The organism is Agromyces albus (genome assembly GCF_030815405.1).
GTDB classification, from domain to species: domain Bacteria; phylum Actinomycetota; class Actinomycetes; order Actinomycetales; family Microbacteriaceae; genus Agromyces; species Agromyces albus_A.
The window spans coordinates 4158156-4174734 of record NZ_JAUSWX010000001.1 but is presented as its reverse complement, the minus strand read 5'-3'; the positions used below and the strand labels follow the sequence as shown (position 1 = coordinate 4174734).

Here is a 16579-nt window from a genome sequence, read left to right as displayed (position 1 = left end):
ACAGATTGTGAGGGAACCTCCTAAACGCTGGGAGAAGCGTGAGAGCGCGCTCACCCAGTGTTCAGGCGGGCACGCTCGTACGCCGCAGTGCCAGGCGCAGCACGGCGATGATGAGCGGTACGAGCACGAGCACCGCCACCACGTTCACGACCGCGAAGCCGCCGATGCCGAGGATCACCCCGGAGAGTGCAGCGGATGCCGCCGCCGTCACATTCATCGCGGCATCCGTCGCGCCCTGCAACGGCACTCGGATCGCCGGGTCGACCGAGGTCGTGAGCAGCGTCGATCCGCCGATGAGGCCGCACGACCAGCCGAGCCCGAGGAGACCGAGCGCGACGGGCACGAGCAGCATGTCGTCGCCCGCGGCGAGGATGCCGATGAGCGTCGCCGCGAAGAGGATGACCGCTCCCCCGGCGATGACGCGCACCGGGCCGACCCGGTCGACGAGCCAGCCGACGATCGGGCTCGCCCCGTACATGCCGAAGACGTGGATGCTGATGACCACCCCGACGAGCGTGAGCGACAGCCCGTGGTCGGTCATGTGCACCGGTGTCATGACCATGACGCCGACCATCACCGTGTGCGAGCACACGATGGCGAGGACCGCGACGAGGGAACGCGGATTGCGCACCGCCGTGCGCAGCGCCTGCCAGGCGCCGACGCGCTTGGCGCCGGAGGCCTTGTCGGCGACTGCGGCTGCCGGCGCATCTTCGGCGACGTCGAGGGCCGGCACGTCGGCGGCGACCGGAGCCGAGCCGGCGACGTCGGCGACCCCATCGGGAGCGATCGGTCCATCGTCATCGGGGTCGGCGGCGGGCGCGCTCGTCGCGGCATCCGATGCGAGCGCTCCGGCCCGCGGCACCCGCAGGAGCGCGGCGACGAGCACCGTCGAGAGGCCGAACACGGCACCCGAGAGCAGGAACGGCCCGACGAACGGCGGGAGTCCGAGCGCGCGGCCCAGGACGTCGCCCGTCTCGGCGAGCAGGGGGCCGGCGACCGAGCCGAGTGTCGTCGCCCACAGCACGAGCGACATGGCGCGAGCCTCGAAACCGGGTGCTGCCACCTCGGTGGCCGCGAATCGCGCCTGCAGGCCCGCGGCGGCGCCCGCGCCGAACACGGCGAGCGCGAGGAAGACGAGCGCGATCCAGCCGCCCGCCGACCCCACCACGATGAGCACGGCGCCGACGAAGGCGAGCCCGTAGCCGGCGGCGAGCGCGACATGGCGGCCGGAGCGCACCGCGAGCCGCGCGAGCGGAATCGCCGAGAGCGCGGCCCCGAGCACGGTCGCGGACTGGGCCATGCCGGCGAGCACGGCGGTGCCCGTGAGGTCTTGGGCGAGGAGCGCCGCGACCGCGACGCCGGATGCCACGCCGACACCCGCGAGCAGCTGGTTGACGATCAGCACCGCGAGCGAGACGCCGCGCCGCGGCATCCGTTCAGCCATAGTCTGGCGCAGCCGGAAGGCCGAAGAACTCTTCGAGGGTCACGACGCCAGTCTCGTGCATCTCGGTCGCGAGGGGCACCCCCACATAGCGGAAGTGCCAGGGCTCGAACGAGTATCCGGTGACCTCGGTCTTGTCCGCCGCGTAGCGCAGGATGAAGCCGAAGCGCCAGGCGTTGTCGCGCAGCCAGATTCCCTCGGCGGTGTCGGCGAAGCACGGGTCGAGCGAGCACTCCCCCGACACCGAGCCGATGTCCATCGTGAGGCCGGTCTGGTGCTCGCTGTAGCCGGGCCGTGCCGTGTACAGGTCGTCGCCGTCGTAGACCGACTCCTGGGCGCTGTACGAGCGGTAGGCGCTGTTCGAGGCGAGCTCGAGACCGGCCTCGTCGAGCGCTGCCTGGAACATCACGACCACGGCGTCGGATGCCTCCTGCCGAAGCAGCGGCTCGTTGGTGTGCTCGACCGGCACGTCGACGAGGTCTGGCGGCTCGAAGTCCTGCGGGGTGAGCGGCCGGAGCTTGTTGACGACGACCCAGATGCTCATGGGGTCGTCGAGGGAGTGCGCGGCCCGATCGAACGTGTCGACGGGCGCCGGCGGCGGCGGCTCGGCGGGCGCGGGTCGCACTGTCGGAGTCTCGGTGGGGTCGGATGCCGCACCGGGGCCGGCATCGCCGTTCGAATCGTCGCCCGCAACGGCGCCGATCACGACCACGCTCGCGGCGATCAGCACGAGGCTGAGGGAGAGCGCCACGACGAGGCGCCGGTTCTGCCTGACGCGATCGGACGGCTCTCGACGCTCGCTTGCAGACACGGTTTCGAGTGTACGCCCGCGACCGCGGGGTGCTTGGGCGGGTCACGTCCTGGTAACGGTCGAACGGAATGAGAGCGCTCTCTTGACATGAGGATTCATGGCTGCTTATCATCGGGGCTGCATCGTGAGAGCGCTCTCACCCAGTGGGCCGGCGCGTCCTCACGTGACCATTCCGACACCACGCACACAAGGGAGTGACCGTGAAGCTTTCACGACGCACCAAGGCGATCGCAGGCATCGCAAGCGCCGCATCCATCGCCATCATCGCCACCGGTTGTTCGGCGCCGTCCGATTCGGGCGGCGGCGACGGCAAGGTCGAACTGACCATCGCCACGTTCAACGACTTCGGCTACTCGGACGAGCTCCTCCAGGAGTACATGGACGAGAACCCGAACGTCACGATCGTGCACAACCGGGCCGCCACCTCGAACGACGCCCGCGCGAACTACTTCCAGAAGCTCGGCAAGGAGGGCCTCGCCGACATCGAAGCCGTCGAGGTCGACTGGTTCACCGAGGCCATGGAGTACTCCGACCTGCTCGCGGAGGTCCCCGCGGACGCCAAGGGCCGCTGGCTCGACTGGAAGGAGGCTGCCGCCACCGACGGTGAGGGCCGCCTCGTCGGCTTCGGCACCGACGTCGGCCCGCAGGGCGTCTGCTACCGCTCCGACCTGTTCGCCGCAGCCGGCCTGCCGACCGACCGCACCGAGGTCGCTGCACTCCTCGAGGGCGACTGGGACAACTTCTTCAGCGTCGCCGACCAGTACAAGGCCGCGACCGGCAAGCCCTTCATCGACTCGGCCAACTCCGTGCTCCAGGGCATCGTGAACCAGCTCGAGACCGCGTACGAGGAGCCCGACGGCACCGCCGTCGCCACCGAGAACGCCGACATCGAAGACGCCTACAACACCGTCGTCGAGCGCGCGGTGCCGATCTCGGCCTACGCAGGCCAGTGGAGCGACGACTGGTTCGCCTCGATGGCCAACGGCGAGTTCGCCGCGATGCTCTGCCCGGGCTGGATGCACGGCGTCATCTCGGGCGGCGCGCCCGAGGTCACCGGCTGGGACGTCGCCGACGTCTTCCCCGGCGGCGGTGGCAACTGGGGCGGCTCGTACCTGACGGTCCCCGCCGATGGCAAGAACGTCGACGCTGCCCTGAAGCTCGCCGACTGGCTCACCGCGCCCGAGCAGCAGGTCAAGGCGTTCGTGAACGCCGGCACCTTCCCGAGCCAGTCCGACGCCTACGAGGACGAGGGCCTCACCGCCTTCACCAACGAGTACTTCAACGACGCGCCCACCGGTGAGATCGGCATCAACCGCGCCGAGGCCGTGACCGTCGCGACCTTCAAGGGTCCGAAGTTCTTCCAGTTCCACGACGCGCTCCAGAACGCGGTCACCCGAGTCTTCGACGGCGTCGAAGACCAGTCGACCTCGTGGAACACGTGGGTCACCGAGGTCAGCGCCTTCTGACCGAACGGCACGGGTCGCGCCTCCGGGCGCGGCCCGTGCCTCCATCCGACCCACCCACGCCAAAGGGAGCACCCGTGACCGCCACTGCGACGCGCGTCGACGAGTCAGCGCCGAACCGCCCCGTGCGGCCGCCGCGTGTCATCTCGTTCAGCCAGCGCCTCAGCCGATGGGACCTCAAGGTCTCGCCGTACCTCTACATCTCGCCGTTCTTCATCATGTTCGCGGTCGTCGGGCTCTTCCCTATCGCGTTCACCGCCGTCATCTCGTTCATGGACTGGGACCTCGTGCGCAACTCGGGCCAGTTCATCGGCGTCGACCAGTACGCCTGGATCCTCGGCCAGCCGCAGTTCTGGACGGCGCTGCGCAACACCTTCAGCATCTTCCTGTTCTCGGCCGTGCCGCAGCTCATCGCCGCGATCTTCATCGCCGCGATGCTCGACCGCAACATCCGGGCGAAGACCTTCTGGCGCATGGGCGTGCTCGTGCCCTTCGTCATGGCGCCCGTCGCCGTCGCGCTCATCTTCAGCAACATGTTCGGCGACAACCACGGGCTCGTGAACAACATCCTCACCGATGTCGGCCTTCCCGCGATCCAGTGGCACAAGGACGCGTTCTGGAGCCACGTCGCGATCGCCACGATGGTGAACTTCCGCTGGACGGGCTACAACACGCTCATCCTCCTCGCGGCCATGCAGGCGATCCCACGCGACTACTACGAGGCCGCGACCGTCGATGGCGCCGGCCCGTTCCGCCAGTTCCGCAGCATCACGCTCCCGTCACTCAAGCCGACGCTCATCTTCGTCATCATCACCGCGACGATCGGCGGCCTGCAGATCTTCGACGAGCCGCGCATGTTCGACCAGTTCGGCCGCGGCGGCGCCGCACAGCAGTGGCTCACGATCACGCTCTACCTCTACGACATCGGCTGGGGACAGTGGAACTTCGGCAGGGCGGCAGCGCTCGCGTGGATCCTCTTCCTGATCATCCTGATCATCGGCCTCATCAACCTGCTCGTGACGAGACGACTCGTCCGAGACGAAGGGCGGCGATAGCCATGACCGCACTCGAGACTCCTCAGGTCTCCAAGACCGAGGCATCCGACAGCGAGCGGGTGCCGCAGCCCCGCGCGACCCGGGGCCGCAACCGCACCACCAAGATCCGCGGCGTGCGCGCCGGGTTCTGGGTTTACGTCGGCCTCGGCGTCGTGCTCATCGGCGCCCTGTTCCCCTTCTATTGGTCGTTCCTCATCGGCTCGGGCGACTCGTCGACGATCAATGACCCCAACATGTCGTGGATCCCGGGCGGCAACTTCCTCGAGAACGCGGCGACGGTCGTGAACGACCCGGCCGTGAACTTCTGGCGCGCGCTCGGGAATTCGATCGCGAGCTCCCTGCTCATCGCGGCATCCGTCGTCGTGACCTCGACGCTCGCCGGATGGGCCTTCGCGAAGCTGCGGTTCCCTGGCAGCAAGCCGCTGCTCGTCTTCGTCGTCGCGACGATGGCCGTGCCGATGCAGCTCGGCGTCGTGCCGCTGTACATCCTGTTCTCGGACCTCGGCTGGACCGGCAACATCGGCGCCATCGTCATCCCGGCCGTCACGAGCGCCTTCGGGGTGTTCTGGATGACGCAGTACCTGCAGCAGTCGGTCCCCGATGAGCTCATCGAAGCGGCACGCGTCGACGGCGCGTCGATGATCCGCACGTTCTGGACGATCGGGGTCGTCGCCGCGCGGCCGGCCGCCGCGATGCTCGGCCTGTTCACCTTCGTCACGGCCTGGAACAACTTCTTCTGGCCGTTCATCGTGCTCGATCGCAGCGACCCGACCCTGCCCGTCGCCCTCTCGCTCCTGCAGTCGAACCACTTCGTGGACTACTCGATCGTGCTCGCCGGCGTGCTGCTGTCGACGCTGCCGCTGCTGCTGCTCTTCGTCTTCGCCGGCAAGCAGCTCGTTTCCGGAATCATGCAAGGAGCCGTCAAGGGATGACCACCGCCCAGTACCCCGCCGCCGCCCGACCCGACGGCTCGCTCGTCGAGCGGGCAGCGGATGCGGCATCCGTCGCCCGGCCCTTCCCCGCCGACTTCCTCTTCGGCGCGGCGACCGCGGCCTACCAGATCGAGGGCGCGGCGTTCGAAGACGGCCGCACAGCTTCGATCTGGGACGCCTTCAGCCGGGTGCCGGGCGCCGTCGTGAACGCCGACAACGGCGATGCGGCGTGCGACCACTACCACCGGATGCCGCAGGACGTCGCCCTGATGCAGCGCCTCGGCCTGCAGACCTACCGGTTCTCGACGTCATGGTCGCGCGTGCGCCCCGACGGCGGGCCGGTGAACCCGAAGGGCATCGACTTCTACTCGCGGCTCGTCGACGAGCTGCTCGACGCGGGCATCAAGCCGTGGCTGACCCTCTACCACTGGGACCTGCCGCAGGCGCTCGAGGAGCAGGGCGGGTGGGCGAACCGCGACACCGCGTTCCTGTTCCGCGACTACGCGCTCGACGTGCACGAGGCGCTCGGCGACCGGGTCGACGTGTGGACGACGCTCAACGAGCCGTGGTGCTCGTCATTCCTCAGCTACACGGGCGGGGCGCATGCGCCTGGGCGTCAGGATGTCGCGGCCGGGCTCGCCGCCGGGCACCACCTGCTGCTCGCCCACGGCCTCGCCGTGCAGGCGCTGCGCGAGCGCGATCCCGGGCTCGAGCTCGGCATCACGCTCAACCTGACCGTCGCGAAGCCCGTCGACCCGACGAGCCCGGGCGACCTCGACGCAGCCCGCCGCATCGACGGGCAGTTCAACCGGTTCTTCCTCGATCCGATCTTCCTCGGCGCCTACGCCGACGACCTGGTCGCGGATGTCGGTCACCTCGGCCTCGACGCGGTCGTGCAGCCCGGCGACCTCCAGGTGATCTCGACGCCCATCGACACGCTCGGGGTGAACTACTACCACGGCGAGCTCGTGAGCGACCGGCCCGCCGAGCACCCGCTCCTCGCCGCGGCGCCGACCGACCGGCCGACACGGTCGCCGTACCCGGCGGCCGACGGGGTCTTCAACCATCCCCAGGGCCTGCCCCTCACGGCGATGGAGTGGGAGGTGCAGCCCGACGGCTTGCGCGAACTCCTCGCGCGCGTGCAGCAGGACTACGCGGCATCCGCCGGCGTCCGTCTCTACGTGACCGAGAACGGTGCCGCCTACGAGGACGTCGTCGCGAGCGACGGCCGCGTGCACGACACGGAGCGCACGGAGTTCCTCGAGGCGCATCTCGGCGCGATCCTCGATGCCATCGACGAGGGCGTGCCGGTGCACGGCTACTTCTACTGGTCGGTCATGGACAACTTCGAGTGGGCGTGGGGCTACGACAAGCGCTTCGGTCTCGTGCGCGTCGACTACGACACGCAGGAGCGCACGGTGAAGGACAGCGGCCTGGCCTACGCGTCGATCATCCGCGAGCGCTCGCTGCCGCGAACTCTCGCCGCACGAACCACCGATCGCACCGCTGCGGAAATAGACTGACCATATGCACGGGGGTGGTGGAGTCACGGCACGGCCCTCAGCGCCGACGCTCGAGGCGGTCGCGCGTGAGGCGAATGTCTCCCGCGCGACGGTGAGCCGGGTCGTGAACGGCTCCCCCAAGGTGCGGCCCGACGTGGTGACGGCCGTGAACGCGGCGATCGCGAAGCTGAACTACGTGCCGAACCGCGCGGCCCGATCGCTCGCGAGCCGCACGACCCAGACGATCGCGCTCGTCGTGCCCGAAGACACCACGAGGTTCTTCGGAGACCCCTACTTCGCCGCGATCGTGCAGGGCATCACCAGGCGTCTCGACGCGAGCGAATACCTGCTGAACCTGCTCATCTCGACGAACGACCCCGGCCGCAAGACCATGCGGTACTTGCGATCGGGCGTGGTCGACGGGGCACTCGTCGTCTCGCATCACGTGGGCGACGACTCGCTGTGGGAGGCCGTGGGTGCAGTGCCGATGGTGTTCGGCGGGCGCCCGTCGCGCGAGACCGACTCCGAGATCTACGTCGACGTCGACAACGTCGAGGGCGGCATGACCGGCACCGAGCACCTCATCGCGATCAACCGACAGCGCATCGGTACCATCACGGGCCCACTCGACATGCCCGCGGGCATCGACCGGCTCGAGGGCTTCCGCCAGGCGATGGAGCGCGCAGGCCGGCCCTCCGACGCCGTCGAGACCGCGGACTTCACCGTGGCCGGCGCCGTCGCCGCCACCCGCCGGCTGCTCACCCAGGTGCCCGACCTCGACGGTCTCTTCGTGGCGAGCGATCTCATGGCGACCGGCGCCCTCTCGGTGCTGCGCGAGCGCGGGCGCCGTGTCCCGGAAGACGTCGCCGTAGTCGGATTCGACGACAGCCCGGCCGCGACGTCGTCGGCGATCCCGCTCACGACGGTGCACCAGCCCTCGGCCGACATGGGCTTCGCGATGGCCGACCTGCTGCTGCGGGTGCTCGCAGGCGACACCACGGTGCCGCGTCGCAACATCATGCCGACGCGGCTGGTGCGGCGCGCTTCGGCGTAGCCGCCGGCATCCGTCACACCGCCGGCGCGCCGACCTGGAACTCGACGTCGGCGATGCCCGAGAAGCGGGCGCGCATGACGGCGATCGCCTCGGGGTTCTCGTCGACGAGCACGAAGCGCCGGCCGAGCGTCGCCGCGACGGCGCCCGTCGTGCCGCTGCCGGCGAAGAAGTCGAGCACCCAGTCGCCCTCGCGCGTCGACGCCTGCACGATGCGGCGCAAGATGCCCTCGGGCTTCTGCGTCGGGTAGCCCTTCTTCTCGCGGCCCGTGGGCGAGACGATGGTGTGCCACCAGACATCCGTCGGCAGCTTGCCGAGCTCGGCCTTCTCGGGCGTGACGAGCCCGGGCGCCATGTAGGGCTCGCGGTCGACGGCGCTCGAGTCGAACCAGTAGCCGCCGGGGTTCTTCACGTACACGAGGATCGTGTCGTGCTTCGTCGGCCAGCGACGCTTTGCCCGGGCCCCGTAGTCGTAGGCCCAGACGATCTCGTTGAGGAAGCACTCGCGCCCGAAGAGCGCATCGAGCAGCACCTTCGCGTAGTGCGCCTCGCGGTAGTCGAGGTGCAGGTAGAGGGTGCCGTCGTCGGCGAGCACGCGCCACGCCTCGGCGAGGCGCGGCTCGAGGAAGCCCCAGTAGTCCTCGAAGCGGTCGTCGTAGCGCAGCAGGTCGCCGCGGATGCGCTCGTAGCGCTTGCCCTGGAAGCCCGTGATGGCTCCGGATGTCGCGGTGTGCGCCACATCCGTCGCGTCGGGGAGCCGCACGTGGCGCGTCGACCGCCGCTCCTGGGCACGCCCGGTGTTGAACGGCGGGTCGAGGTAGACGAGGGTGAACTGCCCGTCTGGCAGGGTCGGGAGCACTTCGAGATTGTCCGCATGGATGATGCGGCTGGGTTCGTCGGCGCTCACTCGCCCAGTCTGCCAGCCCGGGGTTCCAGCGGAGTGCCGATCGGCGTAGCGTGAGCCGCGTACGAGGGGGCGCCATGCACGCAGTCGTGATCTTCGAGTCCATCTGGGGAAACACCGAGCAGCTCGCCCGCGAGGTCGCCGCCGGCATCGGTGGCGAGCGCACCGACGTGATCGACGCGGCATCCGCGCCGGCAGCGCTCGACGACGACGTCGACCTGCTCGTGGTCGGCGGACCGACGCACGCCTTCTCGATGTCGACTGCATCGACGCGAGAGTCGGCGAGGCAGCAGGGCGCCGTGCACATCCCGGCGTGGGGCATCCGGGAGTGGATCGAGTCGCTCGCCTCGCCCGCCCGAGCCGTGCCGGTCGCGACGTTCGACACGCGAGTCGTCAGTCCCCGACTGCCGGGGTCGGCCGCGAAGAAGGCGATGAAGCGGCTCGTTGCGGCCGGGTTCCGTGCGGCGGCGAAGCCCGAGACGTTCGACGTGCACGGCTACTCGGGCCCTGTCGCCGACGGCGAGCTCGAACGCGCACGGACGTGGGGCACGGAGATCGCCGGGCGGCTGCCGCTCGGGTGAGTGTTGCGCACAGGTGATTTCGATACGCGTCCGGCTTCGCCGGGCGCTACTCAACCACCGGCGGGCCGGCGTCAGCCGCGGTCGACGTCGAGGCGGATGCGCCCGCGGAACCGGTCGGGATCACCCTCCTCGGCGTCGGCCGCCACGAAGGAGATGCCCTTGTCGCCGTCGGGCGTGGGCGCCTGAACGGGGAGCCGGCTCTGCCGGTCGAGCTCAGCCTGCGCCTCGTGCTTGCGGGGGGCGAACACCTCGTCGCCGATGAACATCACACCGCCACCGCCGCCGCCGCGACGCGTCTTGTCGGAGAGGTCGACCCAGCCGCGCCCCACGGCGAGCCAGATGAAGGCGACGACGAGTGCGGCGATCCCGAGCCAGATCCACCAATCCACCCGGCGATTCTAACGGGGATCTCTGGGCGTTCCGTCCGCCGTCCACAGGCGCTCGCCGGCCGGGCGTGTCGCACCGCCGACCGGCGCCGGCCCGACTCACGGCACGCGGTAGAGCCACTCCTCGGTCGCGAACTTCGACTCGGCGAGCGCCTCGGCCTCGGCCAACTCGTCAGCGGTGACGCTGCCGGCCGTCGCCCCGTAGAGGTCGGTGAACGTCTGCTTCAGGCTCTCGATGATGGCGGCGCGGCTGAGACCAGTCTGGCTGCGCAGCGGGTCGACGCGCTTGGCCGCCGACGCGATGCCCTTGTCGCTGATCTTCTCGCGCCCGATGCGCAGCACCTCGAGCATCTTGGCGTTGTCGAGGTCGTAGGCCATCGTGACGTGGTGCAGCACGCCGCCGGAGCCGAGTCGCTTCTGTGCGGCGCCGCCGATCTTGCCGAGCGGGCTCGCGATGTCGTTCAGCGGCTGGTAGGTCGCCTCGATGCCGAGGCCCCTGAGCCCCTGCAGCACCCAGTCGTCGAGGTACGCGTAGGAGTCGGCGAAGCTCATGCCCTGCACGAGCTCGCCCGGCACGTAGAGCGAGTAGGTCACGACGTTGCCGCGCTCCATCATCATCGCCCCGCCGCCCGAGATGCGTCGCACGACCTCGAAGCCGTACTTCTCGGCACCCTCGGGATCGACCTCGTTCTTCACCGATTGGAAGCTGCCGATGACGACGGCCGACTCGTCCCACTCCCAGAAGCGCAGGGTGGGTTTGCGGCGGCCCTCGCCGACGCGGGTCGCGAGCACCTCGTCGAGCGCGAGGTGGGTGCGGGGAGGTACCGCGGCGTCGTGCACGACCTCCCATTCGAAATCGGCCCAGCTCCTGGCATCCGTCATCGCCCGGCGCACCGCCACCGCGACGGCCTCTGCCGAGAACCCGAGCAGCACGGTGCCGGGCCGAAGCGCAGCGGTGATGGCCTGCGCGATCTGCTTGGCGTCGGATGCCGCGGGCAGCCCGTCGAGCGCCCGGTCGAAGTCGCCGAGCGCCTCGTCGGGCTCGAGGAAGAAGTCGCCGGCGACGCGGGGATTGCGGATGACGTCGTCGACGACGTCGAAGTCGACGACCACGAGCTTGCCGCCGGGCACCTTGTATTCACCGTGCATGCGCTACAGCCTACGGATGCGAGAGGACATGCGAGCGCGGATGCCGCGGGTGCGCCTACGATCCCATGAGGAGGGGACCACGGATGACGACGCTCTACCTTGTTCGCCACGGCGAGACCGAATGGCATGCCGAGCACCGGTATGCCGGCTCATCCGACGTGGCGCTCACGGCGCGCGGACGCGAGCAGGCCGCTGCACTGCGCGACTGGGCCGCGACGGCGCAGCTCGCGGGCATCGTGGCGTCACCCCTCAGCCGGGCGAGGCTGAGCGCGGAGCCCGCCGCGCAGGCGACCGGGCTCCAGCTCCGCATCGACGCGAGGCTCGTCGAGATCGACTTCGGCGCCGGCGAGGGCATGTCGCCCGGCGAGCTGGCAACGACCTACCCCGACGAGTGGTCGGACTTCGAGCGACGGCCGGCGTGGCATCCGCTGCCCGGCGGCGAGCCCGGCGTCGATGGCATCGCCCGTGCGATGCCCGCACTGATGGAGCTCTCGGAGGAGTTCCCCGACGGGCACGTGCTGGTGGTGATGCACGCGACGCTCATGCGGCTGCTGCTGTGCGAGCTCATCGGGCTCGACCCCGATGCGTATCGCGACGTGTTCCCGGTGGTCGACAACTGCGCGCTCATGCCGGTCGAGTTCCCCTGGCCGGGTGAATCGGCTGCGCCGGCACGTGCGCGACTGCTCGGGCTCAACGTGCCGCCGGTGCCCGCTCGGCCCTGAGCTCCGAGTGTCGGCGCACCTCAACATCTCGGAGGACATGCTGGCCACGTTCCCGCGCAGCGCCCAGGGCATCACACCGCTGCGCTGCCCGTCGGGGTTGCAGCCGTTGAGGCGAGTGGTTGACGGTCGTACGATGTGTGCGACCGGGTGCGGTCGCGACGGGCGATCCCTTCGCCACACCTGCGCTCGCCTTCCTCAGGCGAGACCCGAGCGAAGGAGTCGAAGATGGGCGACGTGCTCGGAGCGTCCTCGACTCCGGTCGAGCGACGACTGGTCGGGCGAGAGCAGGAGCGCGCGGCGCTCGAGACCTTCCTCGACCACGCGCTGGCTCGGGGCGGTGCCCTGACGCTGAATGGTGAGGCCGGTGTCGGGAAGACGCACCTCTTGCGAGAAGCCGAGGTTCTGGGAACGGCCCGGGGCGCGAAGGTGCTGCGAGCGTCAGGGGTACAGTACGAGGCCGAGCTGAGTTTCGGCGTCCTGCATCAACTCATCCGATCCGTCCTGCACCGAGTCGATGAGCTGCCGCTTCCAGCAGCTTCGGCGCTGAGGGCGGCGTTGGCGATGGGAAGTGAGCCCGCGACACGGCCGCTCGCGGTCTACACGGGTGTGCTGACCCTCTTCGAACTCGTGGCCGAGGATGCGCCGGTCCTGATCGCGATCGACGATCTCCAGTGGGTCGACGCCTCGACCGCGGCCGTCGTCCGATTCCTGGCGCGTCGCGTCGACGGGCGCCCCATCGCCATCACCGGCACCGTCCGTCTCGGCGAGCGATCGTTCTTCAATGCGGATGATGTGCCCGGCGTCGTTGTGCTGCCACTCTCGTCGGAGGACTCGCAGCGGCTCCTCTTGGAGCGGTTTCCGAGTCTCTCGACAACGGCGCGACGAACACTCGTCGAGATTGCGGCAGGCTATCCGCTCGCGCTCACGGAGTGGGGGGCGGCATTCGAGCAACGGCCCGAAATGTCGATGGATCGGCACATCGAGACACTCCCGCTTCCACGGCGAGTCGAGTCGCTCTTCGGCTCCCGCGTCGCACGCCTTCCCGTGGCAGCCCGTCGGGCCCTCCTCCTCCTCGCGCTCGACGGACGCTCGTCGCTCCGCGACCTCATCGCCGTCGGATTGCCCGTCGAAGACCTCGCGCCCGCCGAGAACGTCGGCGCGATCACCATCGACGCAAGCGGCGGATCCATCCAATTCACCCACCCACTGATGCGCTCGGCGCTCGTGTCCGCCGCCTCGACCACCGACCGCCGACGCGTCCACCTCTCCCTCGCCGAGCGACTGGGCAACGATCCGGACCGTCGCGCATGGCATCTGGCACAGGCTGCTCTTGGCCCCGATGAGGCCGTGGCGCAGTTGCTCGAGCAGGTCGCGCGTCGGTCGTTCGCGCGTGGTGATGCGGGTGGCGCCACCGCGACCTTGATCCGCGCCGCTGACCTGAGCCCGCACGAGGGAGAGCGCTCACGGCGCCTCGCAGAGGCCGCGTACTTCGGCGCCGACGTCATCGGTGAGCGCACTGACGCCTCGGAACTGCTCGACGGCGCCAGCGGACTCGGCGCCGGGCCGGGTTCGCTCTACGCCGCGGCCGCCCGCGCGCAAGTGTCGGTGAACGGCGCCGGTGATCATCGCACGTCGCTCGAATCGATCGAAGCGGCCGTCAACGCCGGCCGACATGGCTGGCGGGCGGATGACCGCGAGCTCGTCGACACTCTTCGAACCTGGCTCTTCCTTTGCTCGTATGCCGGAGACGAATCATGCTGGCGCGCCTATTTCGCGGCGCTGGGCCGCCTCACTCCCGACATTCCACACGTGCTCCGTACTCAGAGCAGCGCGATCGCCGACCCCGCACGATGCGGCCCCGAGGTCCGGGCCGATCTCATCGCGCTTGCCAGCGATCGGGATATCTGCGCCGACCCTGCGATCCTCACCACACTTGCGACGGCAGCGTTGTACTTGGATGCGCTCGAACCCTATCGAGTGCACAACGAGCGATTCGTCGACGAAGGACGGCGTGGAGGCGCAGGGCTCCCACACGCGAAATCGCTCGCGCACCTGTCGATCGACGACGTGGTGCACGGACGCTGGGATGACGCGCTCGCCCTCGCCGCAGAGGGCAAGGCCATCTGCGACGAACGCTTCTCGGCGGCCGGCAGCTGGTTCTTCGCCTACATCCAGGCGGTCATCGCGGCAAGTCGCGGCGACACATCGGCGGCGCGAGAATCGGTCGCGGAGATCGAGCAGCTCTGCACGCCACGAGGCAGCTTCGGCGCAGCGCGGTTCGCATCTCAACCGTCGGTGCTGGCGGCGATCGCCGACGACGATTGGGAAGAGGCCTACCGGCTGGCATGCGACGTGAGCGCACCTGGAGAGTTCGCACACTTCGTCCCGGTCGCGATGTGGGTTGCGTTCGATCTCGTCGAAGCGGCACTGCGAACCGGAAGGCAGGACGAGGCCCGCACCCACGCCGCCGCGATGCTCGCCGTCGGGTTGCCGAACGTGTCCGGTCGCATGGCACTGCTCACTGCGGGCGCGGATGCGCTCGTCGCCGATGAAGAGCATTGGGCCGACGCGTTCGAACTCGCGGTTAGCACCCCGGGGGCGGCCACGTGGCCCTTCGACCTCGCCAGAGTGCAGCTCGCCTATGGGGAGCGGCTTCGTCGATCCGGTCACCCAGTCCACGCCCGAGAGATGCTCGACGTAGCACTCCACGGATTCGAGCAACTCGGTGCGCGACCCTGGGCGATGCGGGCGAGTGAGGAACTGAGGGCAACCGGTGATCCCCGCTTCCGTTCCGGGACGTACCTGCAGCCTTCCGCACTTGATCTAACGCCTCAGGAGCTCGCGACCGCCGAGTTGGCCGCGAAGGGCCTCACCAACAAAGAGATCGCTCGACGGCTCTTCCTCTCGCCGCGCACAGTCAGCGGGCATCTCTACAACGCGTTTCCCAAGCTCGGCGTCACGACCCGTGCCGCCCTGCGCGACGCGCTGAACGATCGTTCCCCCAACGCGAACCGTCCACCGCACCAGTGAGGCCGCACCACCGGTCTCGAAGCGGCGTTCGACGCCGGTCGCCGAGGCGTTCTACTCGTCACCGACCAGCGGCCGTGAGAATGAGGCTCGCAATCTCGTCCGGACCAGTCCCGAGGTCGCAGGTGAAGTGGGATACCGCGCGGCGAGGGCCCCGTAGTCTTCGTTCGCATCGGGTGCTCGTGCGGCGATGTACACCAGCGCGCTTACGCTGTCATCGGTACCGGCCTCGGATATGACCGTTCCCGCCGATCGAGGTAGCCACAGCGGCTCCTTTCATCGCGGGGGTGGGATCGTGAGGGATTTCGGGGCATGCTCTTTCGCCTCGCGCGGATGGGAACGAGAAGTCGAGTAGAGGAAGTACACCGGGATAGCGACATATAGCCCGAGCGAGATGACGGGATTGACGAAGGCGAGGCCGAGTGCGATCAGGACGGGAACTCCGGAAAGCGTCGCCTCGGTAGCGCTTCGTCGCATCCATGCCACGTCGCCAGGTCGCCTGAGCAGGTGAGCGCGACGTGCAAATGCCCGAGTCATCGCGGACCACGCGACCATCACGATGAGGGCGACCAACGCGAAGGCTGCACACGCGACCACCCCACCCGTCTGGTCCTCATCCCGGATCGATACCGAGATCAGCGAGGCCGGCCACGGCAGGAGTGAAACTCCAAGTAGTAGCAGCAGGTTGTACAACACGATGACGGGCTCGACTCGCCTGACTCGTGCGTAGACGGTGTGGTGATGCACCCATATCCCGGCGATCGTCAGGAACGCCGCAAGATAGGCGACGAAGGACGGCCAGTCGTTGAGGAGCGCCTCCAGTAACGACCCGGATGCTGGCACGGGCAGATCAAGCACCAAGAGTGTGATCGCGATGGCGAACACGCCGTCGCTGAACATCTCGACGCGACGCGACTCGTTCAACGGAACCTCGCGCTCAGCGGACCGCGCTCGCACCCCGGACATCCGGTCTCCTCCCGGGCTGTCAGCGGGGCTCGCGACGCCCGAGACCAGACCATCACCACCGCTCGGTGGTGTGCACCGGACATATGACTCGGATCACTCGCGAGCCGCGAATCGAGTCGTTCACCTGAGGCGGAGACCCGCCGTCCTTTGATGGTCTGAGGATGCCAATACTTGACGACTCGCAACCGTCATCGTCTGATAATCCCCTCGTCAGGAGACGCACATCAAGAGCGAGATCCCCCAAACCATCGAGAACCTCATCGCGGCAACCAACCGCGCCGACGATGCAGCGTTCCTGCACGCGTTCACCTCCGACGCCACCGTCATCGATGGCGGAAGGACGTTCAGCGGCCGAGAGAACATCGCGCGCTGGAACGAAACGGACAACATCGGCGTCGGCATGCACTTCGACCTCGTGTCGATCACTGCCGTCGGTGGCGAGAGTTATGACGTCACCCTCTCCGCGACCAGCCGACGGTTCAGCGGCACCGGCACCATGCGCGTCAGCCTGCAGGAGAACTTGATTGCTCACCTGATCATCAGCTGAGGCGATCCCAAGCGCGCACTCTGTCCGACAAATCGAGTCAAA

General features: G+C 68.9%; 15 protein-coding genes. 9 read left to right on the top strand and 6 right to left on the bottom strand.

All coding sequences use genetic code 11. From position 1 onward, the window contains the following. Positions 1 to 61: 61 nt before the first annotated feature. Positions 62 to 1432 carry an MFS transporter gene (locus QFZ29_RS19855; RefSeq protein ID WP_306896383.1) on the bottom strand — a complete coding sequence of 457 codons (1371 nt, stop codon included), beginning with the start codon at positions 1430 to 1432 and terminating at the stop codon, positions 62 to 64. Positions 1433 to 1436: 4 nt separating this feature from the next. After that, on the bottom strand, positions 1437 to 2252 hold the full coding sequence (locus QFZ29_RS19850; protein ID WP_306896382.1) for a M15 family metallopeptidase: 816 nt from the start codon (positions 2250 to 2252) through the stop codon (positions 1437 to 1439). Between the two features lie 194 nt (positions 2253 to 2446). Here QFZ29_RS19850 and QFZ29_RS19845 point away from each other — a divergent pair, with 194 nt between their 5' ends. The 5 genes from QFZ29_RS19845 to QFZ29_RS19825 all read left to right on the top strand — a co-directional run bounded on the left by QFZ29_RS19845 (position 2447) and on the right by QFZ29_RS19825 (position 8258). Beyond that, a complete protein-coding gene (locus QFZ29_RS19845) occupies positions 2447 to 3718 on the top strand; it encodes an ABC transporter substrate-binding protein (protein ID WP_373426249.1) in 1272 nt (423 codons plus the stop codon). A 74-nt stretch (positions 3719 to 3792) separates the two neighbouring features. Then, positions 3793 to 4770, top strand: coding sequence for a carbohydrate ABC transporter permease (locus tag QFZ29_RS19840; RefSeq protein ID WP_306896379.1), 978 nt, complete (start codon positions 3793 to 3795; stop codon positions 4768 to 4770). Positions 4771 to 4772: 2 nt separating this feature from the next. Then, on the top strand, positions 4773 to 5702 hold the full coding sequence (locus QFZ29_RS19835; protein WP_306896378.1) for a carbohydrate ABC transporter permease: 930 nt from the start codon (positions 4773 to 4775) through the stop codon (positions 5700 to 5702). After that, positions 5699 to 7225: a GH1 family beta-glucosidase gene (locus QFZ29_RS19830; protein WP_306896377.1), complete on the top strand. Its 1527-nt coding sequence runs from the start codon at positions 5699 to 5701 to the stop codon at positions 7223 to 7225. The genes QFZ29_RS19835 and QFZ29_RS19830 overlap by 4 nt, the downstream gene beginning before the upstream one ends. 4 nt (positions 7226 to 7229) lie before the next feature. Next, on the top strand, positions 7230 to 8258 hold the full coding sequence (locus tag QFZ29_RS19825) for a LacI family DNA-binding transcriptional regulator (RefSeq protein WP_306896374.1): 1029 nt from the start codon (positions 7230 to 7232) through the stop codon (positions 8256 to 8258). Positions 8259 to 8271: 13 nt separating this feature from the next. Here the strand turns inward: QFZ29_RS19825 and QFZ29_RS19820 are convergent, their stop codons facing one another. Continuing rightward, positions 8272 to 9162, bottom strand: a complete 891-nt coding sequence (locus tag QFZ29_RS19820) for a DNA-methyltransferase (RefSeq protein WP_306896372.1) — start codon at positions 9160 to 9162, stop codon at positions 8272 to 8274. Between the two features lie 74 nt (positions 9163 to 9236). Here QFZ29_RS19820 and QFZ29_RS19815 point away from each other — a divergent pair, with 74 nt between their 5' ends. Further along, entirely contained in the window at positions 9237 to 9740 is a 504-nt protein-coding gene (locus QFZ29_RS19815; protein WP_306896370.1) for a flavodoxin family protein, read from the top strand. Between the two features lie 71 nt (positions 9741 to 9811). On the opposite strand, the gene QFZ29_RS19810 is transcribed toward QFZ29_RS19815, so the two are convergent. Continuing rightward, a complete protein-coding gene (locus tag QFZ29_RS19810; RefSeq protein ID WP_306896368.1) occupies positions 9812 to 10129 on the bottom strand; it encodes a hypothetical protein in 318 nt (105 codons plus the stop codon). 96 nt (positions 10130 to 10225) lie between these two features. Continuing rightward, a complete protein-coding gene (locus QFZ29_RS19805) occupies positions 10226 to 11275 on the bottom strand; it encodes a lipoate--protein ligase family protein (protein WP_306896367.1) in 1050 nt (349 codons plus the stop codon). An 83-nt stretch (positions 11276 to 11358) separates the two neighbouring features. On the opposite strand from QFZ29_RS19805, the gene QFZ29_RS19800 reads away from it, so the two are divergent. Both QFZ29_RS19800 and QFZ29_RS19795 read left to right on the top strand, forming a co-directional pair. Then, positions 11359 to 11997: a histidine phosphatase family protein gene (locus QFZ29_RS19800; protein WP_306896366.1), complete on the top strand. Its 639-nt coding sequence runs from the start codon at positions 11359 to 11361 to the stop codon at positions 11995 to 11997. A gap of 225 nt (positions 11998 to 12222) precedes the next feature. Continuing rightward, positions 12223 to 15027, top strand: coding sequence for an ATP-binding protein (locus QFZ29_RS19795; RefSeq protein WP_306896364.1), 2805 nt, complete (start codon positions 12223 to 12225; stop codon positions 15025 to 15027). A 273-nt stretch (positions 15028 to 15300) separates the two neighbouring features. Here the strand turns inward: QFZ29_RS19795 and QFZ29_RS19790 are convergent, their stop codons facing one another. Beyond that, positions 15301 to 15924, bottom strand: a complete 624-nt coding sequence (locus QFZ29_RS19790) for a TMEM175 family protein (protein ID WP_306896361.1) — start codon at positions 15922 to 15924, stop codon at positions 15301 to 15303. A 466-nt stretch (positions 15925 to 16390) separates the two neighbouring features. Here QFZ29_RS19790 and QFZ29_RS19785 point away from each other — a divergent pair, with 466 nt between their 5' ends. After that, a complete protein-coding gene (locus QFZ29_RS19785; RefSeq protein WP_306896359.1) occupies positions 16391 to 16537 on the top strand; it encodes a hypothetical protein in 147 nt (48 codons plus the stop codon). Positions 16538 to 16579: the final 42 nt, after the last annotated feature.